At 33.3% G+C, this 26413-nt stretch carries 14 protein-coding genes, 6 tRNA genes, 3 rRNA genes, 1 pseudogene and 1 other annotated feature; all 24 genes and pseudogenes read right to left on the bottom strand.

Translation table 11 applies throughout. The features are described 5' to 3' along the window. Nucleotides 1–56 precede the first annotated feature (56 nt). Nucleotides 57–147 (bottom strand) — tRNA-Ser (locus tag G9F71_RS00120). Nucleotides 148–179: 32 nt separating this feature from the next. Next, nucleotides 180–270, bottom strand: a tRNA-Ser gene (locus tag G9F71_RS00115). 116 nt (nt 271–386) lie between these two features. Continuing rightward, nucleotides 387–477, bottom strand: a tRNA-Ser gene (locus G9F71_RS00110). Nucleotides 478–509: 32 nt separating this feature from the next. Then, nucleotides 510–600, bottom strand: a tRNA-Ser gene (locus G9F71_RS00105). Between the two features lie 217 nt (nt 601–817). Then, nucleotides 818–2101: a serine--tRNA ligase gene (gene serS, locus G9F71_RS00100; protein ID WP_164952011.1), complete on the bottom strand. Its 1284-nt coding sequence runs from the start codon at nt 2099–2101 to the stop codon at nt 818–820. Nucleotides 2102–2203: 102 nt separating this feature from the next. After that, nucleotides 2204–2405: a binding site (T-box leader), on the bottom strand. A gap of 138 nt (nt 2406–2543) precedes the next feature. Next, nucleotides 2544–2762: pseudogene (locus G9F71_RS00095) on the bottom strand (DUF1667 domain-containing protein); the annotation flags it as partial. A 46-nt stretch (nt 2763–2808) separates the two neighbouring features. Continuing rightward, complete coding sequence (locus G9F71_RS00090) at nt 2809–4206, bottom strand: NAD(P)/FAD-dependent oxidoreductase (protein WP_164952013.1); 1398 nt, start codon at nt 4204–4206, stop codon at nt 2809–2811. Nucleotides 4207–4298: 92 nt separating this feature from the next. Beyond that, a complete protein-coding gene (locus G9F71_RS00085; protein ID WP_164952014.1) occupies nt 4299–6518 on the bottom strand; it encodes a hybrid sensor histidine kinase/response regulator in 2220 nt (739 codons plus the stop codon). A gap of 262 nt (nt 6519–6780) precedes the next feature. Then, the gene (locus G9F71_RS00080) at nt 6781–9492 is read right to left on the bottom strand and encodes a UPF0182 family protein (protein WP_164952015.1); all 2712 of its coding nucleotides are present in this window, start codon (nt 9490–9492) and stop codon (nt 6781–6783) included. Nucleotides 9493–9497: 5 nt separating this feature from the next. Then, complete coding sequence (locus G9F71_RS00075) at nt 9498–10664, bottom strand: DUF362 domain-containing protein (RefSeq protein ID WP_164952016.1); 1167 nt, start codon at nt 10662–10664, stop codon at nt 9498–9500. A 49-nt stretch (nt 10665–10713) separates the two neighbouring features. After that, nucleotides 10714–11229 carry a transcription repressor NadR gene (locus G9F71_RS00070; protein ID WP_164952017.1) on the bottom strand — a complete coding sequence of 172 codons (516 nt, stop codon included), beginning with the start codon at nt 11227–11229 and terminating at the stop codon, nt 10714–10716. Nucleotides 11230–11355: 126 nt separating this feature from the next. After that, nucleotides 11356–11850: an HDIG domain-containing metalloprotein gene (locus tag G9F71_RS00065; RefSeq protein ID WP_164952018.1), complete on the bottom strand. Its 495-nt coding sequence runs from the start codon at nt 11848–11850 to the stop codon at nt 11356–11358. A gap of 136 nt (nt 11851–11986) precedes the next feature. Next, nucleotides 11987–12062, bottom strand: a tRNA-Ala gene (locus tag G9F71_RS00060). Nucleotides 12063–12065: 3 nt separating this feature from the next. Next, nucleotides 12066–12142: transfer RNA gene (locus G9F71_RS00055), tRNA-Ile, on the bottom strand. A gap of 7 nt (nt 12143–12149) precedes the next feature. Then, nucleotides 12150–12266, bottom strand: a 5S ribosomal RNA gene (gene rrf, locus G9F71_RS00050). A gap of 115 nt (nt 12267–12381) precedes the next feature. Further along, nucleotides 12382–15307, bottom strand: a 23S ribosomal RNA gene (locus G9F71_RS00045). Between the two features lie 318 nt (nt 15308–15625). Beyond that, a 16S ribosomal RNA gene (locus G9F71_RS00040) occupies nt 15626–17143 on the bottom strand. Together the 16S, 23S and 5S rRNA genes with 2 tRNA genes alongside form the textbook arrangement of a ribosomal RNA operon. 534 nt (nt 17144–17677) lie before the next feature. Further along, complete coding sequence (gyrA, locus tag G9F71_RS00035; protein WP_164949257.1) at nt 17678–20206, bottom strand: DNA gyrase subunit A; 2529 nt, start codon at nt 20204–20206, stop codon at nt 17678–17680. 89 nt (nt 20207–20295) lie between these two features. Continuing rightward, a complete protein-coding gene (gyrB, locus tag G9F71_RS00030) occupies nt 20296–22200 on the bottom strand; it encodes a DNA topoisomerase (ATP-hydrolyzing) subunit B (RefSeq protein ID WP_164949258.1) in 1905 nt (634 codons plus the stop codon). Nucleotides 22201–22220: 20 nt separating this feature from the next. Next, nucleotides 22221–22484, bottom strand: a complete 264-nt coding sequence (gene remB / locus G9F71_RS00025; RefSeq protein ID WP_124998854.1) for an extracellular matrix regulator RemB — start codon at nt 22482–22484, stop codon at nt 22221–22223. 40 nt (nt 22485–22524) lie between these two features. Continuing rightward, nucleotides 22525–23616 carry a DNA replication/repair protein RecF gene (gene recF / locus G9F71_RS00020; RefSeq protein ID WP_164949259.1) on the bottom strand — a complete coding sequence of 364 codons (1092 nt, stop codon included), beginning with the start codon at nt 23614–23616 and terminating at the stop codon, nt 22525–22527. A 142-nt stretch (nt 23617–23758) separates the two neighbouring features. Further along, nucleotides 23759–23965 carry an RNA-binding S4 domain-containing protein gene (locus G9F71_RS00015; RefSeq protein WP_124998850.1) on the bottom strand — a complete coding sequence of 69 codons (207 nt, stop codon included), beginning with the start codon at nt 23963–23965 and terminating at the stop codon, nt 23759–23761. A 38-nt stretch (nt 23966–24003) separates the two neighbouring features. Continuing rightward, the gene (gene dnaN, locus G9F71_RS00010; protein WP_164949260.1) at nt 24004–25113 is read right to left on the bottom strand and encodes a DNA polymerase III subunit beta; all 1110 of its coding nucleotides are present in this window, start codon (nt 25111–25113) and stop codon (nt 24004–24006) included. A gap of 271 nt (nt 25114–25384) precedes the next feature. Beyond that, on the bottom strand, nt 25385–26413 hold a 1029-nt coding region (gene dnaA / locus G9F71_RS00005), incomplete at its 5' end, for a chromosomal replication initiator protein DnaA (RefSeq protein WP_224617358.1).

Raw genomic sequence — 26413 nt, 5'->3', positions numbered from 1 at the left:
TGGATAATTGATTAAAAATAAATATAAAAAAACACCTAACAAATGTTAGATGTTTCTGGCGGAGAAGGAGGGATTTGAACCCTCGCACCGGTTACCCGGTCTACACCCTTAGCAGGGGCGCCTCTTCAGCCACTTGAGTACTTCTCCATGGCTTAATTTTATATGCTTATAAAAAAAAATGGAGGAGGAAGTGGGGTTCGAACCCACGGTACGCTCACACGTACGCCAGTTTTCAAGACTGGTGCCTTAAACCAACTCGACCATTCCTCCATGTCCACGACAAGATTTATTATATCAGCATAAATATACTCTGTCAATGTATTTGTTAAAATTTATTTATTTTTACATCCAAAAATAAAAAACACCTAACAAATGTTAGATGTTTTTGGCGGAGAAGGAGGGATTTGAACCCTCGCACCGGTTACCCGGTCTACACCCTTAGCAGGGGCGCCTCTTCAGCCACTTGAGTACTTCTCCATGGCTTAATTTTATATGCTTATAAAAAAAAATGGAGGAGGAAGTGGGGTTCGAACCCACGGTACGCTCACACGTACGCCAGTTTTCAAGACTGGTGCCTTAAACCAACTCGACCATTCCTCCAAATACTAACAACAATATTTATTATATCAGCATAAATATACTCTGTCAACATAATTTTTGTTTTTTTACAATATACTATTTAAAATCTTCTAATTTATGATAAATAAACAACTTAGGTACCTTTAAAAAATATAATATACACTTCTTAAAGGTACCTAAATTATAAATATTAAAGTTATTTGTTTATACTTATTATGGTATATATCAAATTAACCATTTATTTTGAAATTATATTTTTACCACCCATATATCTCACTAATGCCTCTGGAATAGTTACTGATCCATCTGCGTTTTGATAATTTTCAAGTACTGCGGCTAATGCCCTTCCTACTGCTACTCCTGATCCATTTAGTGTATGAATATACTTAGGTTTATCTTTTTTATCATCTTTATACCTTATATTTGCACGCCTTGCTTGATAGTCCTCAAAATTACTACAGCTTGATATTTCAACATACTTATTATAACTTGGCATCCAAACTTCAATATCATACTTAAATGATGCTGTAAATCCTAAATCGCCCTTACATATCTTAACTATTCTATAAGGTAGTCCAAGTCCTTGTAATACTGACTCTGCATCTACAAGTAATTTTTCAAGTTCTGCATAAGAATCCTCAGGTTTTGTAAATTTAAGTAGTTCTACCTTATTAAATTGGTGTTGTCTTATAAGTCCTCTAGTATCTCTTCCTGCAGATCCTGCTTCTGATCTAAAACACGCACTATAAGCAACATGTCTTATAGGCAAATCCTCACCATTTAATATTTCATCTCTATAAATATTTGTAACGGGTACTTCAGCTGTAGGTATTAAAAAATAGTCTGTATTAGCCACTTTAAAGGCATCTTCTTCGAATTTAGGTAATTGACCCGTTCCTACCATACTTTGTCTATTAACCATATAGGGAGGCAATATTTCTGTATATCCATTTATATCTACATGACAATCTAAAAAATAACTTATTAGTGCTCTTTCAAGTCTTGCACCCTGGCCTTTATATACTGTAAATCTTGAACCTGTAATCTTTCCACCTCTTTCAAAATCTAAAATATCATTGTCTATTCCTAAATCCCAATGAGCTTTAGTTTCAAAATTGAAGTTTTTGGGCTGTCCCCATCTTCTTACTTCAACATTATCCTCCTCTGTATCACCTTGTGGCACATTTACATTCGGTATATTGGGTATTCTTAGCATAATATTTTTAATTTTTTCATCCACACCAGACAATTCAACATCGAAATTTTTAATTTCATCTGAAAGTTTTTTCATTTGCCCCATAATTTCATCTACATTTTCTCCGCTTTTTTTAAGCTTTGGTATAAGTGCAGATTGAGTGTTTCTTCTATTTTTTAATTCTTCAACCTCCATTAACACATCTCTTCTTCTTTTATCAAGAGCTACAACCTCATCAATTATTGATATATCAAAATTTTCACCTCTATCTGCCATTAATGCTTTTATCTCTTCTGGATTATTTCTTATTCTTTTTAAATCTAACATAAATATTCCTCCTTAAATATATTATTAATTTTTTATTCACAAGTGTTAATTGTCATACTTTAGTTATTTTTGAATATAAAAAAAGAGTCTTCATCCCCATGAAAAAGGGACGAAAGACTCCGCGTTGCCACCCTACTTGATTAAAAATAAATATTTAATCCTCTTTAACAAATATAACGGTTATACCGTACTGCTTTTCACAGTCCCTCGAAGGTGGATTCACAAAATAAAAGGTATCAGTTTACACCAAACACTGACTCTCTTAACCTCTATATTTCGTTACTATTCTCATCATAGGTTTTATACATTATTATGTTTTAATTTTATGCTATTATTTTAAGAATAATTTTACATCACACTTTTTACAAAGTCAATATATATATATTTAGTGCAGCCCATTACTAAAGCCACATTACTAATTATTCTCTTCAATGTTAATTACTTAAATATTCTTTGTACAGATAATATCAACTCCAGTATTAAGTATATTCTTACATACTACATCCCCTATTCTTAAAGGTGGGCCTACATGTATTCTACTTAATGCTTTTGAGCATTCAATCCATAACTTCCTATCAATGGGCTTACTAGTTTTTACTGAAACCACATTGCACAAATTAGAACCTTTTACCCTAACTAAAGTTGTTAAAATTGCTTCATTTTCATTTAAATTACAATCAGGTTGTTCTATCAAATAAACTCATCTCCTACATACTATCAAATTCTTTTATTCTATATAGTACAATATTAGAATTTTTTGAGTCCTTAACTATTTCCGTCATTTTCTTATTTGTTTCTCTTGCTAAAATAGAAACAATTTTATTTAAACAATGCGCCCCTTGACAATTTCCGAAGGCAGCACCAGTTCTCCTTTTAACTCCCTCTACTGTTCTTGCACCTAAAGGTCTCCGTATAGCGTCCACTATTTCCCCTTCAGTTACTTTTTCACATGCACATATTATTTTGCCATATTTTTCATCAACACTAATAATACTTTTTCTTTCTTCATCAGACATTTCTCTAAATTTATAAGACTCTCTTCTCTTATCATTAAAATCTTTTTTAAGATTACATTGCATCTTACTAACTACACTCTCACATACAATATTTGCTATAGCAGGAGTCATTGTTATCTGTCCATAATGTTTTCCCTTAATTTGAATAAGTCCATCATCAATACCACTATCATCGATTACCATAGGTTGATCAAAGAAAGGCCAATCCAAAAACATTTTAACATCCATATTATCTACACCATTTGTTATTTTAGATATTCTATCTACTACTTCATTATAACTAACATTCTCTTTTGTACTAACAGCGGCAACAGTATCTCCCTCAATAGTTGGAAGTGTGTAAATGCGCTCGCCCTTAGCATTAAACATAAACAATGCATGAGAAAATTTTTGTTTATCATTATTATCTAAGAGTATATATTTTAATATTCCTTCATTATTATTTACTTCAAGTTTTTTTTCATTTACTATACTATAATTTTCTGAAGGAGTTGTATTTATTACCATTTTACAAGTAAATTTATTTTTATTAGTAACAACTCTGAACCCTTTTGATATAGGTTGAATGTCTATTACTTCTTCTTCTAACCTAAATTTTACACCATTATCAAAAGCTACTTCGCCATAAGCTAGAGCTAAGTCAAATGGGCAAATTACACCTGTATTTTTAGAATATAGTCCTTTTTTTATATGAACGTTTAAATTCGGTTCCATTTCATATATATATTTAGATTCTAAAATTAACACATCCTTGGTACCTCTATCTATTGCTCTATTATATGTTTTTTCAATCATGGCAGCTTCTTCATCGGTTTGAGCAATTATTAGGGAACCACATCTTTTAAAAGGAACATTAAATTTAGCAGTTATCGTATCCATCATTTTATTTCCCATACGTTCAAGCCTAGCAGTTAAAGTATCTTCACTTTCAACGCCATCATATATCATAGCAGTATTTATTAATGCTACATCATCAGCTATATCATAATCTTTCTCAATTACAGCTATATTAAGATTATATTTTGAGATTTCATAAGCCACAGCGCAACCTATAATACCTCCACCCAAAATAAGTACATCATAATCCATTGTAACCCTCCACTATAAAACAAAAGTTTTTTTACTTATGCTTTATTATTATATCCTTCTTTAAAAAAAGAGGCACGATTTGTGCAAAAAAATTAAAAGCTAGCCTTATAATCAAAAAACATTTGCTTTAAACTGTCTTTATTTATAGGCTTATTTAAAATAAAATCAACATTATCCATTTCTTGATCGTCAAAAGAGCCCACCCAACCTGTCATAAGACAAAAATATATATGCTTATTTATCTCTTTAATTTTTTGCGCCACTTGTAATCCATTAATAATTGGCATAGTAAAATCACAAACTATTATATCATATTTTCTTCTATTTAACTCTGAATCTAAATCTTCACATCCACAGGTTTTTATTTTACATTTTGCAATTGACTTTATCATACTAGCAACAACATTTCTTACTTGCTCTTGATCATCAATAATTAGAACATTCCCCTCAAACTCTATTACATTTCTTGATATTTCATCATAATTTTTAACCATGTTTTCACATATAGGTAGTTTAACAATAAAAGAGGTTCCTACATTTTCTTCGCTTTCAATTTTCATGCTTCCACTATGTGAAAGTATTATATTATAAGAAATACTTAATCCAAGCCCTGAACCATTATTACCTTTGGTTGTGAAGAATGGTTCAAATATCCGCTTTTGAATATCTATATTCATTCCCATTCCATTATCTTTTATTTCTATAATAACCCTATTATCTTTGTTTTTTGTAATAACCTCAATTGTGCCACCTTTTGGCATAGCATCTACGGCATTTGTTATTATGTTTATAAATACCTCTCTTATTTCTGTTATATTTCCTTTTACTATTTCATTAGATTTTAATAATTTGATTATGTCTATTTTTATGCCTTTAAAAACACTTTCAGTTAGCCACTTACTTTTAGTTAAATCTATTGCATCTGTTATTGCACCATCTATACTAAATGTCTGAAAATCATCATCATTATATTTCTTTGTTAATTTTTTAACTTTATTAGTTATATTCATTCCATCATAAGCACAAATTTCGATAACACTAAGTAATTTTAAATTTTCTTTTTCCTGAACTGTATCCTTTAAAAGTTGAACAGATCCTAAAATTGGCGTAAGTATATTATTAATGTCATGAGTTATTCCCGCAGCCATTTCACCCATAGCTTTTAGTTTTTCGTTTTGTATTAGTCTATTTTGCATATCACAAAATCTTTTTTGCTCTTGAATTAAATAAAAAGCTGTTTTACATATTGATTTTAAGTGTTCTATATTATTTTTAGAAAGCTCTCTATTATTTTCATATCTACCTATCCATATTACTCCTTTAGCGATATCATAATATTCTACAGCAATAGCCATATAGCTTACTATGCCCATTAATTTGAATTTATCTACTAATTTTGAATCCACTACTTCACTTAAATTCAATAATATATCTACATTATCCCTAGATATAATTTGATTGGATTCATTAATATACTTAATTATTTCTGCGTCATTAACTAAGTAGTACTTATGCTTCTTACTTATTCCATAATAGCTATCCATAGCTATTATATTTTCTTGTTCTTTAAGCGAACTGCTTAAAATACAAAAATCCACATCACATACGTCCTTAATTTTACTCATTATAATTTTTTTGAATTCATTTTCATCCGTACTTTTAGGTATATTAGAAAAAACATCATTAAATAAAACTAAATTTTTATTTTGATATTTTAACTGTGAATTAGACTGAAGCATCCATATTGCTTTTTCTATTTCATCTTTGCTTCTAAATTCCATTTCTTTATTTCTGTCTATAATAATTAATTTTTCAAATAAATCAGTAAATCTATATAACCTATTAAAACTGTAACCACTGTTTTCAATATAAACCATATTAGAAACATTATCTTTTGAACACTCTATTATTTTTTCAACACATTTAATTACAGTTTCTAATTTATAAGCTCTTTTAATTACATTTTTAAAATCCCATATTATTTTCAATTTTTGTTTAGCAACAGAAATAATATCTATAATATCTATAAATTCTTTATATTCATAATGAAATGCAGTAATATTATATGTTTTTATTTTGAATTTACCTATATTTATATTATGCCTTATGAATTCTTCATCGCTGTTAAAATTCTTTCCAATATTTTTATAGAATATATCATCTGTAAAAAATATAATTTTTTCTCCGTTTATAAGAGCATCATAAATGTATTTTTTTATTATCTTAGGTAAATTATTTATATTTAAAACATCTGTACCTATACATAATGAATTTTTACCATCTTTATACAAATTATTGTTTATATATTTCATAATATACCCCTCATACTCCCATACTCTCGTATACATAATTATATTCGACATTTTATTTCAAATTCCTTTGTTTTATACTTTATCCGTTCTATTCTATTCATTTTTATATAAATTAAATGAAATTATAACATAAAAATAAGGGCATATAAGTATATATGCCCTAAGTTATCATTTTATGCTGATACAATGTAATATAAATCACTTATAAAACACATAAATTTTTTAATATAGTTACATTATGTTAAATAAATTTAGATATATTTTACTTACTTATTTTATCTAATATATCACCTAATTGTTTTATAAATGTACCATATTCAGTCCAATTTCCCTTCTTCTGAGATTCTATTGCCTTGTTATATAAATCTTTAGCAATTTTTATATTTTCTAATACTTTTGTATCTACATTTGAGTTAACTTCAACTTTTGATGCATTATTTTTATCAGTATAATCAAATATCTGCTGGAGTGCTGACTCTATGTTATTAGCTAAAATTATTTTACCACCATAAGACACTACAATTTTTTTCATCTCTGGGATACTTTTTTCCCCTTTAGCCCTCAAATACATAGGTTCTATATAAAGTAGTGAATTTTTAATTGGTATAATTGTGGTTTCTCCAAATTGAACTTCTGAACCTTGGGTATTCCAAAGTGATAGTTCTTTCGATATTATTGTGTCCTGATTCATCCTTTGTTTAAATAGTACTGGGCTATATACTGTTTCCTTTGGTGGAAATTTATATAAAACCATTTTTCCGTAATTATCAGCATCCATCCTTGCTCCCAGTAAAGCTACCATGTTGTCTCTGCCTTTTGTGTTGAAATATTCAAGTAAAACCATTTCTTCTTTGTTTTCCTTTGGTAATTTCATTATTAGGTAAGAGGCCTCATTTTTCTCCTTTTTACCCTCAACCTTCACTTGGTTAGTTGCTATAGACCATACATCATCTCCATTATAAAATACTCCTGGATCTGTTACGTGGTATCTTCCGAGTACATTAGATTGTAAATTATATATGTCTTCTGGATATCTAAAGTGTTCTTTTATGCCACTAGGAATTGACTCTGAATCCGAAAATAGTTTTGGAAATATATTTGAATAAGCATTTGCTATAGGATCGTTTTTATCAACTATATAAAATTTAGGGGTTCCATCTACTGCATCAATAACAACCTTAATTGAGTTCCTAATATAATTCACGCCGCTCTCCGGCTGTGAAAAAGGATATTTATTAGAAGTTGTATATGCATCTATAACCCAATATAATCTCCCTTCATTTATTACAGTGTATGGATCGCTATCATATGTTAAAAATGGAGCAATTTTATTTACTCTTTCAACTATATTTCTATTAATTAATATTTTACTATTAGAGGTTATATCGTTAGACAATAAAAACTTAGTGCTTTTTTTATTTATAGCAAACAAAATTCTATTTGCCATATTCATCTCTATACCAGCCTTCCCCGCATAGTTGTTCATCTGGTTTTCTCCGCCTTTAGGGTAATCTAGCTCTCCAATCTTTGTATTGACTACACTATAATCATTGGTGCTTTCACCAAAATATATTCTAGGATTATCTAATTTTAAACCCGTTTTATTCTCTAAGGGGATATTATTAATAACAAAATCCGGTTGTCCCTCACTTGTTACGGAATTCACTTTACTCATAACCACTCCATATCCATGAGTATAGACTAAATGTCTATTTTGCCAAGTGTTCGCATTATCTTTTAGTGAGTTTAAATTAATTTCTCTTGGTGCAATAAACACTTGAGTGTACTTCCCATTGATATTATATCTATCAATATCTATATCATTAAAACCATAATAAAATCTCATATATTGAAATTGATTATAAAACTCTAGTGCTGGTTTAAAAGAATTGATTTTTATATTATCAATAGTATCTTTATTTGAATTAATATCCTCTTTAGTTAAATCATTTTTTATTTCAAAAGGCACTTCTTTTATGTTATCAATGTTAAAAGCTTTTCTTGTATTATCTATATTATATTGAATATATGGTTTTTCTAAAGTTTTTTCATTTGACTGAACCGCAAATTTCTGAACTCCAGTTGATGCTAAATTTTCTCCAAATATTAGTAGTGCAATCACAATAATAGATATAACCATTGGTTTTGATTTATGTGATATAAGGCTTATAAACGTAATTACGGCTGCGATAAAAGATGCTACTGCTATTATTTGATAAAACCTTAATGTTACATGTACATCTGTATAGCTTGCTCCAAAAACTATTCCTCTTGGCGAATATACTAACTGCCATGCTTTTATTATATATCCCAAAGATAGCATCAATAATATTAGTGAAGATACTATAGCAAGTTGTCTTCCTGCAAATTTAGTTATTCCGTTATTAAAGTTTTTAAATCTAGAAAATGTAGTTCCTTTATTTATGCTTAATATATGATCCTTTGCATTTAGTATAAGATATGTTACTACCGTAATAATTACAATCACGCCTAGCAAAATTATGAACATTTGATATAATGATTCAATTAATGGAAGTTTAAAAATAAAAAAAGAAATATCTTTTTTAAATAATGGATCTAAGGTGTTAAAACTTGTAGCATTTGAAAACTGAAGTATTTTATACCAATAGTTAGATGAAAAGCTTATGGATATTATACAAGAAATTATAATGTTTATTAAAATACTGATTTTATATTCCAATTTTTCTTTGTTCTTATTTACTTCAACAACTTTTTTGAATCTTAAAATACTAACTTTAAAAGCTTTATAATATGTCCATATTGCAATATAAGACACTATAAATACTGGAACCATTATTTTTAAAATCCATGTTAATTTAGTAAAGTATACTGATAAATATCCTACTTCCCTAAACCACTGTATATTTATAGCTAAATTAACTATATTACCTAAAAAAGCTATTCCTATTAATATAATTCCTATTATTATAGCTATCGTCGTGTTTTTTTTCATAACAATCACCTCTTATCTAATTTTGATAATAATTTACCTAAATTTGAATATTTAGTTTCAATTGCACCTACTGGGCATAATTCCTGACAGCAGAAACATCTTATACATTGATTCATGTTCCATTTAGGATTTGATATGTGTCCTTGTGTTACCATATCAATTGCCGATGGTTTCTCTGGGCAAACCTCCTTGCACCTTCCACACCCTATACATTTATCTATTATAAGTGTTGGATTTGGAGCTATCATTCCTCTTAGAAAATTAGTTACTTTTGGATTTATAAAATAGAAATTACCTCCTTTTCTACAAAGTTTAAAATTCTTAGCTTTCATAGATTCCAATTTTTCACCAAGTATATTTATATCCTCTGGAAGTACTACTCCCCATTTGCTATCATATGCCTCTTTTAAAACAGGTGTATCTAGAGGGTTGTCATAACCTATAAGTCTAACAGCAGTAGAATCCACCGCAGTTAAAGATTTTCCCATAATTAAAGTATTCATTTTATATGGATTTCCACTTTTAGGCCCATTACCTTCCATCGCTATTATGCCGTCTAAAATAGCAAAATTAGTTCCAACAGCAGTATTCAAATCTAGTAGCATCTTACAAAAATTATTTGCATCAGGCATTCTTGTATGCCAAGTTGCCTTTTGAGTTCCTGGTATACATCCGAACTGATTTTTTACAGCACCAGTATAATATGCCATAGCATGTGTTTTAAGCTTTGGTAATGATATTACAACGTCTGCCTCAAAAGCTGCTTTAGCTATATCCCAAGATTTACATAAAATAGAATTATCTAATTTAACATGCACTGATTCTTTAAAGTCTTCAAATTTAACTCCATATCTATTTGCAACTTCCATAAGTCCACAACGCTCTGCTGCTTTTCTTGAATCTCCAAAGCCAGGTGAATCACCAAAGCTAATATCATTAGAATATTCCATAATAATTCTAATAACTGCTTCAAAAACAACATAATGAGTTACTACCGGTGATTCTTTATTCTCAATACTTAACATATTAGGCTTTAAAAGCACCTTACTATCCTTTGGTATTAATTTCGTTAAAAAATCATTTCCACCCAGTAGTTCAAAGCCTTGTCGCAGTTTTTTTTCTACTAAATCAACATCATATTCCATACATTTTAAAAGCGCAACATTTTCCATTAGTTTCACTCCTTTGTGATTAATTTAAATAATATTATCTAAAGGTACACTAATCAGAAATCAAATAATTTTTATCTTTTAGCTCTTTTATAATACTTTCTATAATTTCCTCATTATCGGCTCTTATAGTATGCAAATGTACTCCTTTAGTTAGCGCAGATAAGGGCTGTGCATTAAACTCTTTAAATTTTTTTGTAAATCTTTCAATATCCATTAATGTTTTTATCATAAGCATTGCTCTTATTTCACCATATAAAGAGTGTTCTACGGTTACATCCTCTACTATTCCACCAAACTTAACAATGCATTCAAGCTCATTATATATGTCATCTCGGCTATGCGCCACAGCTATTACTCTTTTCACATAATTACTTTCCTCATTGGGTATTAAATACCCTTCCGGAGTTGCAATTATATTTACTCCCTCTGCTCTTGTAATTGCAATATCTTTTACTATAACTTGTCTTGTAACGCCTAATTCCTCTGCTAAAAACTGACCTTTATATGTAGCATTATTTTTAATTAATAAATTTTTAATATATTCTCTTCTTTGCTTTGAATTCATTTTCCCCTCCTATTTTTTGTATTAATTACATTCTATCACTTTTTATATATTTTAGAAATAATTTCTTATAGTACTAAATTATACCACTAAATTATGGTAATAAAAAAGAAACTATTCGCTAGCTTCTTAATTTCTATCATCACATTCTTTTAATAAGTTTAATTCTATATCTTGCGTTATATTATTGTTATGATGATTTTTTACTAAAAACAAAAACCTATCATCATAACCATATTTTCTTAATAAATTATATCCTATATCTCCATGATTATAGTACATATTAACATTTTTACTCTTCTTATGTAATTTAATTTTTCCATTTGTTATATTATCTACTATAACCATTATAGATTTGTCTATTGGATTCATATTACTATATATTTTACCTATATCATGTAACAGCGCAACTTTTATCAAATTTTCTGATTGTAATACTCTTTGATTACAAGTTAATTTTACATCCCTAGCTACATTTATAGAGTGTTTTTGCTCATGAATAGGTAATTGATGGAATAATTGCAATTCATAAGTTTCTAAATGCATTTTAAGAAAATCTATATCTTCATCATTAATCCTAGAAACCATTGACCAGTAAAACTGCTTTAATCTATATAGCGACATCATCAAACCCCTTTCACAAATAAATTATATTATTACTGTTATATTGTAATACTTTTTTTGTTATAAATCTATAAAAAATTAAATTTCAGATTAATTTTAAACAAAATAAAAAACAGTCCATATTGGACTGTTTTTTTGGTGGAGATAAAGGGAATCGAACCCTTGACCCCCTGCGTGCAAGGCAGGTGCTCTCCCAGCTGAGCTATATCCCCGTATGGTGGACCTTCAGGGATTCGAACCCCGGACCGACCGGTTATGAGCCGGTAGCTCTAACCAACTGAGCTAAAGATCCATACATGACCTGGCGATGACTTACTCTCCCACAAGGTTGCCCCTGCAGTACCATTAGCGCATTGAAGCTTAACCTACCTGTTCGGTATGGGAAGGGGTGTTACCTTCATGCCATAATCACCAGATTTATAAGGTATAATCCTTACATTAAGAGTATATCAAGTTATTGCTAACTTGTCAATACACTTTATGAGATATTCTCTCAAAATTGCACAGTGAAATTTTCGCTTTATATATATTAAGGTCAAGCCCTCGACTTATTAGTATTAGTCAGCTGAACATGTTACCATGCTTACACCTCTAACCTATCAACCTGGTGTTCTTCCAGGAGTCTTACTAACACCGCACTTACGTGCGAGTTATGGGAAATCTCATCTCAGGGTGGGCTTCACGCTTAGATGCTTTCAGCGTTTATCCCTTCCAAACATAGCTACCCAGCGATGCCACTGGCGTGACAACTGGTGCACCAGAGGTTTGTCCATCCCGGTCCTCTCGTACTAAGGACAGCTCCCTTCAAATTTCCTACGCCCGCGACGGATAGGGACCGAACTGTCTCACGACGTTCTGAACCCAGCTCGCGTGCCGCTTTAATGGGCGAACAGCCCAACCCTTGGGACCTACTTCAGCCCCAGGATGCGACGAGCCGACATCGAGGTGCCAAACCTCCCCGTCGATGTGGACTCTTGGGGGAGATCAGCCTGTTATCCCCGAGGTAGCTTTTATCCGTTGAGCGATGGCCCTCCCACGAGGTACCACCGGATCACTAAGTCCGACTTTCGTCCCTGCTCCACTTGTAGGTGTCGCAGTCAGGCTCCCTTCTGCCTTTGCACTCTTCGCGCGATTTCCAACCGCGCTGAGGGAACCTTTGAGCGCCTCCGTTACTTTTTTGGAGGCGACCGCCCCAGTCAAACTGCCCACCTAACAATGTCCTGTGACCAGATTCATGGCCTCCAGTTAGAACCTCAGTACTGTCAGGGTGGTATCCCAAGGATGACTCCACACAGGCTGACGCCCATGTTTCTCAGTCTCCCACCTATCCTGTACAGACAATACCGAAATTCAATGCTAAGCTACAGTAAAGCTCTACGGGGTCTTTCCGTCCAATCGCGGGTAGCCAGCATCTTCACTGGCACTACAATTTCGCCGGATGTGCTGTTGAGACAGTGCCCAAATCATTACGCCATTCGTGCGGGTCGGAACTTACCCGACAAGGAATTTCGCTACCTTAGGACCGTTATAGTTACGGCCGCCGTTTACTGGGGCTTAAGTTCATACCTTCGCTTGCGCTAAGTAATCCCCTTAACCTTCCAGCACCGGGCAGGCGTCAGCCCCTATACATCAGCTTTCGCTTTAGCAGAGACCTGTGTTTTTGCTAAACAGTTGCTTGGGCCTATTCTCTGCGACCTACTTTCGTAGGCACCCCTTCTCCCGAAGTTACGGGGTCAATTTGCCGAGTTCCTTAACAGCAATTCTTCCGATGGTCTTAGGATTCTCTCCTCACCTACCTGTGTCGGTTTGCGGTACGGGCACCAATATCCTCGATAGAGACTTTTCTTGGCAGCGTGGAATCAGATACTTCAGGAATAAATTCCCTTCCCCATAACATCTCAGCGTTAAGAGCAAACGGATTTGCCTGCTTGCTCCGCCTAAATGCTTAGACACACATCCAATAGTGTGCACATCTTATCCTCCTGCGTCATCCCATTTCTAATAACGTCCATTGGTGGTATCGGAATATCAACCGATTGTCCATCACCTACGCCTTTCGGCCTCGGCTTAGGTCCCGACTAACCCTGAGAGGACGAGCCTTCCTCAGGAAACCTTAGGTTTTCGACCGTTAAGATTCTCACTTAACTCTCGCTACTTATGCCAACATTCTCACTTCTGTACCGTCCACCACTCCTTACGGTATGACTTCAGCCAGTACAGAAAGCTCCTCTACCGCGTACACATAGTGTACACCCATAGCTTCGGTGGTAAGTTTTAGCCCCGGACATCTTCGGCGCAGGATCTCTTGACTAGTGAGCTATTACGCACTCTTTGAATGAGTGGCTGCTTCTGAGCCAACATCCTAGTTGTCTTAGAAATCCCACATCCTTTTCCACTTAACTTACACTTTGGGACCTTAGCTGATGGTCTGGGCTGTTTCCCTTTTGACTACGGATCTTATCATTCGCAGTCTGACTGCCGAAATAAAAGTATATGGCATTCGGAGTTTGATAGGGTTCAGTAACTGTTGTCAGCCCCTAGCCCATTCAGTGCTCTACCTCCATTACTCAATTAATCGACGCTAGCCCTAAAGCTATTTCGAGGAGAACCAGCTATCTCCGAGTTCGATTGGAATTTCTCCGCTATCCACAGCTCATCCCATGGTTTTTCAACACCAACGTGGTTCGGACCTCCACGGAATTTTACTTCCGCTTCATCCTGGCCATGGATAGGTCACCCGGTTTCGGGTCTACGACATGCAACTATAGCGCCCTATTCAGACTTGGTTTCCCTTCGGCTCCGTACCTTAAGTACTTAACCTTGCTACATATCGTAACTCGTTGGCTCGTTCTACAAAAAGCACGCCGTCACACATAAAAAGTGCTCCGACCGGTTGTAGGCACACGGTTTCAGGTTCTATTTCACTCCCCTTCCGGGGTTCTTTTCACCTTTCCCTCACGGTACTTCTTCACTATCGGTCACTAGGTAGTATTTAGCCTTGGGAGGTGGTCCTCCCTGCTTCCCACAAGGTTTCACGTGTCTCGTGGTACTCTGGATTAGATCTGACTGTTTTTCCTTTTCATTTACAGGCCTATTACCTTCTGCGGAGCAGCTTTCCAGCTATCTTCAATTAAGGAATTGCAGTATTTATGATCTATCCTCAACCCCTAGGTCAAAGACCTAGGTTTGGGCTCTTTCCCTTTCGCTCGCCGCTACTTAGGAAATCGATGTTTCTTTCTCTTCCTCCGGGTACTTAGATGTTTCAGTTCCCCGGGTCTACCTCTGCATACCTATTTATTCAGTATGCAGTACATAGTTGTTACTATGTGGGTTCCCCCATTCGGAAATCTTTGGATCACTGGCTATTTGCGCCTACCCAAAGCTTATCGCAGCTTAACGCGTCCTTCTTCGGCTCCTAGTGCCAAGGCATTCGCCATGCGCCCTTTGTAGCTTAACCTTTATCTTTATCTATTTGCATAGATAATTTCGTTTATTTACATAAACGTTTTAATTCATTTTGCGAAATTGTATTAAATTCATCTATACACCATTTACATGGCTTTAACTTATTAAAACAACTTTAATTTCACTGTGCAATTTTCAAAGAACATTTTTAGAAAAACTATCTATTAGTCAACTCCAAAGAGTTAACTAAAATTAGTCTCTCAAAATTAAACAGAGAATAGGTTACGAGTAATTACAGTAGACATTTTGAAAAATAAAATTAATTATTCTTCTTGTTGCATCGACCGAAGTCTTTGCATCTACTCCCTAGAAAGGAGGTGATCCAGCCGCAGGTTCTCCTACGGCTACCTTGTTACGACTTCACCCCAATCATCAATCCCACCTTCGGCCGCTGGCTCCTTACGGTTACCTCACGGACTTCGGGTGTTACCAACTCTCATGGTGTGACGGGCGGTGTGTACAAGGCCCGGGAACGTATTCACCGCGACATGCTGATTCGCGATTACTAGCAACTCCGGCTTCATGTAGGCGAGTTGCAGCCTACAATCCGAACTGGGATGAGTTTTTGAGTTTGGCTCCACCTTGCGGTCTTGCATCTCTTTGTACTCACCATTGTAGCACGTGTGTAGCCCTAGACATAAGGGGCATGATGATTTGACGTCATCCCCACCTTCCTCCCGGTTAACCCGGGCAGTCTCACTAGAGTGCTCAACTAAATGGTAGCAACTAATGATAAGGGTTGCGCTCGTTGCGGGACTTAACCCAACATCTCACGACACGAGCTGACGACAACCATGCACCACCTGTCACCCTGTCCCGAAGGACTTCGCCCATCTCTGGGTTATGCAGGGGATGTCAAGTCTAGGTAAGGTTCTTCGCGTTGCTTCGAATTAAACCACATGCTCCGCTGCTTGTGCGGGCCCCCGTCAATTCCTTTGAGTTTTAATCTTGCGATCGTACTCCCCAGGCGGAATACTTATTGTGTTAACTGCGGCACCGAGGTTCGACCCCCGACACCTAGTATTCATCGTTTACGGCGTGGACTACCAGGGTATCTAATCCTGTTTGCTCCCCACGCTTTCATGCCTCAGCGTCAGTTACAGTCCAGTAAGTCGCCTTCGCCACTGGTGTTCTTCCTAATCTCTACGCATTTCACCGCTACACTAGGAATTCCACTTACCTCTCCTGCACTCTAGACACCCAGTTTCAAATGCAGCACCCAAGTTAAGCTCGGGTATTTCACATCTGACTTAAATGTCCGCCTACGCATCCTTTACGCCCAGTAAATCCGGACAACGCTTGCCACCTACGTATTACCGCGGCTGCTGGCACGTAGTTAGCCGTGGCTTCCTCCTCTGGTACCGTCATTATCGTCCCAGAAGACAGAACTTTACAACCCGAAGGCCTTCATCATTCACGCGGCGTTGCTGCGTCAGGGTTTCCCCCATTGCGCAATATTCCCCACTGCTGCCTCCCGTAGGAGTCTGGACCGTGTCTCAGTTCCAATGTGGCCGATCACCCTCTCAGGTCGGCTACGCATCGTTGCCTTGGTGGGCCGTTACCTCACCAACTAGCTAATGCGCCGCGGGTCCATCTCAAAGTGGAATTTTCCGAAGAAAAATCCTTTGATGTTTCAATCATGCGATCAAAACATATTATGCGGTATTAATCTCCCTTTCGGGAGGCTATTCCCCTCTTTGAGGCAGGTTACCCACGTGTTACTCACCCGTCCGCCGCTAATCCACCCCGAAGGGTTTCATCGCTCGACTTGCATGTGTTAGGCACGCCGCCAGCGTTCGTCCTGAGCCAGGATCAAACTCTCAATTTAAAAGTTTACACTTTTTATTTGAAATGAATAATCTGCGCCAACTGTTAAGCTGGTTAGCAAGCTCATTACATACTTTTTAGTCTTACGACTAAAATTACTTTTTTATCTAAAGTAATTAACTGGTCTAACGAAATATTATTTCGCTATTTTACCTATTTCTCTGTTTAATTTTCAAAGACCAACTTGCTTTGCCATCATGTGACGACTTCTACAATTCTACTATTTAATTCTTAATTTGTCAATATATTTTTCTGTTTTTTAAAATATTATTTTAATTTTAGAAAACTACTTAACTTTTAAAACTAAACCGCCATTGTTTCTTCTTCGTGACGACAAGGAGTATTGTACCAAATATATCCCATCATATGTTTCAATTAACTCTATTTCTTAGTAGATTAAACTCATTTTTCTATATATAGCTTCATTTTTCTCTATTTTACTGTTTAAGATACGCTAGGTTCATTATATTATAAATAAAAAAAGTACTTATCCCATTTTTTTGAGATAAGTACTTTAATTTTATAATATTACGTTTTAATCTTCTGTTTCAGAAGTTGTATCATCATTTATATCTAAGTCTTCTTCTGCCTTAAAAGGCGTTTCTTCAATTTCTTCTAGTAAAGGATTCTCCTCTGAATTAATTTCATCGCTACAATTTATTTTAGCTATAGCAACGATATTATCTCCTTCTCCATTCTTCATTAAAGTAACTCCCATGGTATTTCTACTTGTAGTTGATATTCCAGATACATTCAACCTTATAACAACACCATTACTGTTTATAAGTATCATTTCATCTCCGTCTTTTACTATTCTAGCACCTACAAGTTTTCCCGTTTTCTCTGATACCTTATAAGTTATTACGCCTTTACCACCTCTATGTTGAAGTGTGTATTGCGAAACTAGGGTTCTTTTTCCAAAGCCCTTTTCACTTATAACTAACAGTTCTTCTTCAGGCTTAACAATATTCATAGACACTACGATGTCATCTTGTCTCAAAGTTAATGCCTTAACTCCAGTTGCAGTTCTTCCCATACCTCTTACATCTTTTTCACTAAATCTTATAGAATAACCATTTTTTGTAGCAAATAGCATTTCACTATCTCCAGTGGTTATCGCAGCTCCGATTAGTTCATCATCTTCTCTTAAATTGATTGCATTTAAACCATTCTTCCTTATAGAAGAATATTTATCAAGTGATGTTTTTTTAATTAAACCATGTTTTGTTCCCATTATAAGAAAATTATCCTCTGTAAATTCTTTAAGAGATATAACTGCTTGAATTTTATCGTCATTTGCTAGTGGTATAATATTTACTAAGTTTGTTCCCTTAGCCGTTCTTCCACCCTCAGGAATTTCATATGCCTTTAATCTAAAAGCTTTTCCTTTGTTTGTGAATAGCAAAAGATTATTATGAGTGGAGGTTATAAAAATATGTTCTACAAAGTCATCTTCTTTTGTAGTAACACCTTGTATTCCCCTACCCCCTCTTTTTTGAGCACTATAAGTATCAGCTGGAAGTCTCTTTATATAACCTGCATGAGTTAATGTTATTACAACATCTGTCTCTTGGATTAAATCTTCCTCATCTATGCTATATGGATTTTTTTCTATTGCTGTTCTTCTAGTATCACCATATTTATTTCTAATCTCTATAAGCTCATCTTTTATTATGTTAAGTAATACTGTTTCATCTGCTAAGATTCCTTTTAAATAATTAACAGTTTTCATTATTTCGTTATACTCATCTTCAATCTTATCTCTTTCAAGACCTGTAAGTCTTCCAAGTCTCATTTCAACAATGGCAGTGGCTTGTTTTTCTGATAGTTCAAACGCATTTATTAAACTTTCTTTGGCTTCACTAATGCTTTTAGATGCTCTTATCAAACGAATTACTTCATCAATATGGTCTAGTGCTATTTTCATACCTTCTAAGATATGGGCTCTAGCTAAAGCTTTATCTAAATCAAATTGAGTTCTTCTTCTTACTACATCTTTTTGATGTTCTAAATAATAAACTAAACACTGTTTTAAATTTAGTGTTTGCGGTTCTCCATTTACAAGAGCTATCATTATAACCCCAAAAGTGTCTTGCATCCTAGTATGCTTAAATAGCCTATTTAATACTATATTAGAATTTGCATCTCTTTTTAATTCTATAACAATTCTCATACCTTCTCTATCTGATTCATCTCGAAGGTCAGATATTCCATCTATTTTCTTATCTTTTACTAAATCTGCAATACCTTCTATAAGTCTTGCTTTATTAACTTGATAAGGTAATTCTGTTACTATTATTGAATTCCTGCCCTTATTCTCTTCAATGTCTGTTTTAGCCCTTACCAGGATTCTTCCTCGTCCTGTTTCATAAGCACTTTTTATTCCCGCTCTCCCTAGAATAATTCCTGCTGTAGGAAAATCTGGACCTTTTATTTTTGTCATTAACTCACTTATTTCAACTTCTGAATCTTCAATAAGCATTAATACTCCATCTATAACTTCTATTAAGTTATGGGGAGGTATATTGGTTGCCATACCTACGGCTATTCCTGTTGATCCATTAACTAGAAGATTGGGGAATCTTGATGGTAAAACTGATGGTTCTTTTTCTTCTTCATCAAAGTTAGGGACAAAATCTACTGTCTCTTTATTAATATCACGAAGCATCTGTGTTGTAATTTTACTCATTTTAGCTTCTGTATATCTCATTGCAGCTGCTCCATCACCATCTACAGAACCAAAATTTCCATGACCATCAACCAAAATACACCTTTGAGAAAAGTCTTGAGCCATTCTAACGAGTGCCCCATATACTGCAGTATCACCATGTGGATGATACTTACCTAAAACGTCTCCAACAATTCTGGCACACTTTCTATATCCCTTTTCTGGTGTTAACCCTAGTTCATGCATAGAGAATAATATTCTTCTATGAACAGGTTTAAGTCCATCTCGTACATCTGGAAGAGCACGACTTACTATAACGCTCATAGCATAATCTATATAGGATTTTTTCATTTCGGACCTTATATCAATAGGTTTAATTTTTCCCTGATTATTCATCTGTTACACCTCTTCAAACAATATATTTTAACAACACATAAAAAATAATAAAATATTTTTCCATGTGTTTCGGTAATTACACTAACCTACTATATATCTAAGTTAAGAACTTTCTTAGCATTTTCTTGTATAAACTCGCGACGAGGTTCTACTTTATCACCCATAAGAATAGTAAATATTTCGTCGGCTGCCATCGCATCCTCTACATGGACTTGAAGCAGAACTCGCTCCTCTGGATTCATTGTTGTATCCCAAAGTTGATGTGCATCCATTTCTCCAAGACCTTTGTATCTTTGGATATCAGTGTTATTATCTTTTCCACCGATTTCAAGGAGATAATTTTTTAACTCTAGATCAGAATATACATAATGATCTTTCTTACCTTTAGTAACCTTATATAGTGGCGGTTGAGCTACATATACGTGTCCTTCTTCTACTAGCTCTTTCATATATCTATAAAAGAATGTTAGTAGTAGCGTTCTAATATGTGCTCCATCTACATCCGCATCTGTCATAATAATAATACGATCGTATCTTATTTTTTTTACATCAAAATCCTTACCTATACCAGCACCAAACGCTGTTATCATAGCTCTAATTTCCAGTGATGCCAGCATCTTATCAATTCTTTGCTTTTCAACATTCATTATTTTTCCTTTAAGAGGAAGTATAGCTTGGAATTTTCTATCTCTACCTTGTTTTGCAGATCCTCCAGCGGAATCTCCTTCGACCAAGTATATTTCACATTCCATAGGATCTTTTGAAGCACAATCTGATAATTTTCCAGGAAGAGTGGTACTTTCAAGTATAGATTTTCGTCTTGTAAGTTCTCTTGCTTTTTTTGCTGCATCACGAGCTCTAGCTGCATTTAATGATTTATCTATTATTTTTTTACCAAGCTCTGGATTTTCCTCTAGAACATTACTGATAGCCTCACCAACTATTCCATCAACTATGCCTCTTACTTCACTATTTCCAAGTTTAGTTTTTGTTTGACCTTCAAATTGAGGATCTGTAAGCTTTATAGATATTACTGCAGTAAGACCTTCTCGTACATCCTCACCAGATAGATTTTTATCATTTTCTTTTAAGAAACCAAATTTTTTAGCATAATCATTTACTATTCTTGTTAAAGCAGACTTAAAACCAACTAGGTGTGTTCCACCTTCTACTGTATCTATATTATTAGCAAAAGAAAATAAGTTTTCAGTGTATGTATCATTGTATTGCAATGCTATTTCAACAATATACTCATCCTTACGTCCTTCAATGTATATAGTATCGTGGATTTTACCTTTATTTCTATTTAGATAATCTACAAAGGATTTTATTCCACCTTCATATAAAAATTCTTGTTTTTTATCTTCTCTCTCATCTGTAAGTGTTATTCTTATACCTTTATTTAAAAAAGCGAGTTCGCGAAGTCTTTGAGATACTGTTTCATAATCAAAATCAATCTCCTCAAAAATTTCTGCATCAGGCATAAAGAAAATTTTTGTTCCATGTTCCTGCGTTGTTCCTATGTTTACTAGTGTACTAGTAGTTTTTCCCTTTGAAAATGTTTGTTTCCATATTTCTCCATCAACACTAACTTCAACTTCACAAGTTTCAGACAGTGCATTAACTACAGACGCCCCAACACCATGGAGACCACCAGATACTTTGTACGCTCCACCACCAAATTTTCCCCCTGCATGAAGTACGGTCATTATAACTTCTACAGTAGGTATCTTCATTTTATGATGCATTCCTACAGGCATACCTCGACCATCATCTATAACAGTTATAGAATTATCTGGATGTATAAATACATCAATATTTTTACAAAAACCTGCCATTGCCTCATCTATACTATTGTCTACAATTTCATAAACTAGATGATGAAGTCCACGAATACTGGTGCTTCCTATATACATACCAGGTCTTTTTCTTACTGCTTCTAATCCTTCAAGTACTTGTATTTGACTCTCGTCATAAATATTATTTATTTCCATGTATATCCTCCTAATCTAATCTACAGCGCATAATATACAGTTTCTGTTCTCTTACATAGCGTTTGCGATGATATGGGTGATAGATATATTTTACTTTTTTTATCTACCTCTGCAATAACAAATGATTTAGCAGTATTTTTTGTTATCCTTTCTACAAAACCATCTTCTTCAGCCATTCTTAAAAATTGAATAGTGTCCGAGCTATACATAGTAGTCTCCATGTCAAATATACCTATAATGTCCTTTATAGGTACTACTACATTTTCTCCTAAATGTAAAAACATATAATATCCTCCTTAATAATACATTGTACCTTATTTGAATCTATGTAATTTCTTTTAATTTACCCGCCATAACCTCAAATATCTTATTTTCAGGTTTTAAATATTTTCTTATATCGAAAGTTCCAGTACAAGTAATTAATGTTTGAACTTCTTTTATAGAATTTAATATATATTCTTGCCTTTTTGTATCTAATTCAGACAAAACATCATCAAGTAATAATACTGGGTATTCTCCAGTTAGTTCTTTTATTATTGCCAGAGCTGCAAATTTAATGGTTAAAACTACAGTTCTCTGTTGTCCTTGAGATCCAAATGTCTTAGCATCGGTGCCATTAAGCTCTATAGAAAAATCCTCTCTATGTGGACCTATTGATGTAGTTTTAGTTTCTATATCTCTTTTTCTATTCTTACATAGGAGCATATATAAATTTTCTTGTATATTATCTAAATCCTTAATAGGTGTTAAATATTTAATTTCTATTTCTTCACTTTTAGATGTTATATCACTATGTATTATTTTTCCTTTTTGGTTTAATTTCTCTATATAATTAACTCTATCTTTTATTATGATTGCACCAAATTCACTAAGTTGTTTATCATATACATCTATAATATCACTGTTTGTGTTCCATTTCTTTATAGTCAGATTTCTCTCATTTAAAACTTTTTTATATTGGGTTAAGCTGTGGTAGTAGCGGCGGCTTAACTTACATAGTTCTATATCTAAAAATTTTCGTCTATATGATGGAGAATCTTTAACAATACTTAAATCTTCAGGAGAAAACATAATAACATTGAAGCTTCCTACCAATTCTGACAATTTTTGAACCTTTATAGAATTTATATTAACGCCTTTTCTGCCTTCTTTAAAAATTTTTATTTCTATCTTTTTATCGAGTCTAGTTTTGCATACATAAAGCTTTATATATGCTTCTGTGCCATTCCAGTTTATTAATTCTTTATCTCTATTGGTTCTGTGAGATTTAGCTAAACTACAATAATAAATTGCTTCTAGAATATTTGTTTTACCTTGGGCATTATCTCCCACAAATACATTAGTTCCTTTATTTAATTCTATAAATAACCCGTCAAAATTTCTAAAATTTAGAAGCTGTAAATATTTTATATGCATACAATCACCTAATACAATTATAACATATATATATAATTTTATTATTTATTATGTATAAATAAATTCACATAATTAAAAAAATTATAGACATAAATTGTGCACCGGATAATATTTAAAAATTTTCCGGTGCATTCATATAATTTTAAACTATTTTATAACCTTCACCATTAAATTCTATTATATCGCCTTTGGTTAATTTTTTACCCCTTTGAGTTTCTATTTCACCATTAACTTTGATATCTTGATTTTTGATATAGTATTTTGCCTCTGTTCCTAAACAAGCTATTCCAGCCCACTTTAGAAAAGAATCTAATTTTATTATATCTGTTTCAATTTTTATTTCATTCATTTTAAAACCTTCTTTTCTTAATTATTATTATAACTTTTTTAATTATTTGTAGCTCTTATTCTTACTGGCAATACCATATAGGTACAATTATTTTTTTCTTTATTTCTTACTACACAAGGATTGACACCACTAGAAAATTCCATAAGTATTTCGTCCTCTTCCATTATTTTAAGAAGTTCTATTAGATATTTTGAATTAAATGCAATTTGAAGAGGCTCTCCTTGCAAAATTATATTAATTTCTTCTCTTGATTTTCCCAATTGAGAATTAGAAGTGATTATCATATTATCTTCTTCTATGTTAAATTTAACTAAATTTGTATTTCCCTCTTTTGCCATAAGAGAAGCTCTTTCTATACAGTTTAATAATTCAGATCTTTTAGCTGTTATTTTTAAATTATATTCTTCAGGTATTATCGAATTATATTTTATGAATTCACCTTCTAGTAATCTTGATATAACTTTTGTTTTCCCAATATTAAATAGTATATGGTTTGGTGTGAAAGTTATATTAACGGGCTCATCTGTTTCTTCTAATATTTTTGATACTTCACTTAATGTTTTGCCTGGAATTACAGCAGTTATAAAAGAATCGTTATCTACTGGTTCACTTCTAAATGCAACTCTATAACCATCTAGTGCTACAAGATTAAGCCTTTTATCTTTTATTTCAAATAGGACTCCTGTAAGAATTGGTCTAGTTTCATCTTGAGCAACTGCAAAAATAGTACCTTTCATCATGTTCTTCAACACTTTTTGAGAAATTGAAAAAATCATATTTTCTATTATATTAGGTAAACTAGGATAGTCCTCACTGTTCATATGAATTATAGTAGCATAGGATTTTTGGCAAACTATTTTAATAGCATTATTATCGTCTGTTGTTATCTCAATTGTATTATTAGGTAATTTCCTTATTATTTCACCAAAGAGCTTTGAATCTAATACTACACTTCCCTCTTCTATAACTTCTGCAGTAATCTTGGCTTCAATGCTTAAGTCAATATCAGATCCTATAAGAGTTACTTCGCTGTCTTTAGCAACCAGTAAGATACCTTGAAGTACAGGCATAGTTGATTTTCCAGTAATAGCTTTTTGAACATTTGAAATTGCTTCTTGTAATATATTTTTTTCACATATAAATTTCATAAAAAAAAGACCTCCTTATCCACATGGGAAATTTATTAAAGATAGGTAAGATAATAATCTAAAAATAGTAGTAATAGTAGTAGGGCCTGTTGATATGTTAGGAACCTATCTTAGGCTTTACACAGCAACAAAGCTAGGTAAAACTATTTGTGGATAAGTATGCAAAAAAAAATCATAGTTATCCACAATACCCACAGCTAGGTTTTATGTATTATTTTATACACAGGATTATATATAAATAGTATCAACACCTGTTAGTAAAAAAAATTTACTATTTTTGACTTATCTTTTTAGTGAGTTCTGCTACGTTATCTTGCAAATTTTCATCTTCTTTAAGACCTTTTGAAATTTTCTCACAGGCATGGATTACAGTTGTATGATCGCGGCCTCCAAATTCCTCACCTATTTTAGGCAGTGACATATCTGTAAGCTTTCTACATAAATACATTGCGATTTGTCTTGGGAAGGTTATGTTCCTAGTTCTTCTTGAAGATTTAAAATCCTCAACTTTTAAATTAAAATAGCTAGAAACTATATCTTGGATTAGCTCAATAGTTACTTGCTTTGAATTTCTACTAGAAATAATATCTTTAAGTGCTTCGGATGCTAAATCTATTCCAATTTCTTTATTAGTTAGAGAAGAAAAAGCTACTATTCTAATAAGAGCACCTTCTAGTTCCCGTATATTGGATTTTATTTTAGTAGCAATATAGACCATTACTTCATTTGGAATATTTAAATTTTCTACATCTGCTTTCTTCTTTAGTATGGCGATTCTAGTTTCAAAATCAGGTGGTTGTATATCAGCTATAAGACCCCATTCAAATCTAGAACGCAGCCTATCCTCTAGGGTTGGGATCTCTTTAGGAGGTCTATCACTAGATAAGATAATTTGCTTATTTGCTTCATGAAGATCGTTAAATGTATGAAAAAATTCCTCCTGTGTACGTTCTTTTCCTGCAATAAATTGAATATCATCGATTAGAAGTACATCTACATTTCTGTACTTATTTCTAAATTCTACGTTCTTGTCATCTTTAATAGAATTTATAAGTTCATTTGTAAATTTTTCAGAAGAAACGTAAACAACCTTGGATTTTGGGTTATTTGATAATATATAATGACCAATAGCATGCATTAAATGTGTTTTTCCAAGACCAACGCCTCCATAAATAAATAGCGGGTTATAGGCCTTAGCAGGTGATTCGGCTACAGCAAGAGACGCAGCATGGGCAAATCTATTACTATTTCCAATTACAAAAGAATCAAATGTATACTTTGGGTTTAGTGTTGCAGACAT

Origin of the sequence: Clostridium sp. FP2 (assembly GCF_011065955.2) — a bacterium.
Taxonomy (GTDB): Bacteria; Bacillota; Clostridia; order Clostridiales; family Clostridiaceae; genus Clostridium_AD; species Clostridium_AD tagluense.
Note: the sequence above shows the minus strand (reverse complement) of the source record. Positions and strands in the feature narration are given on the sequence as shown.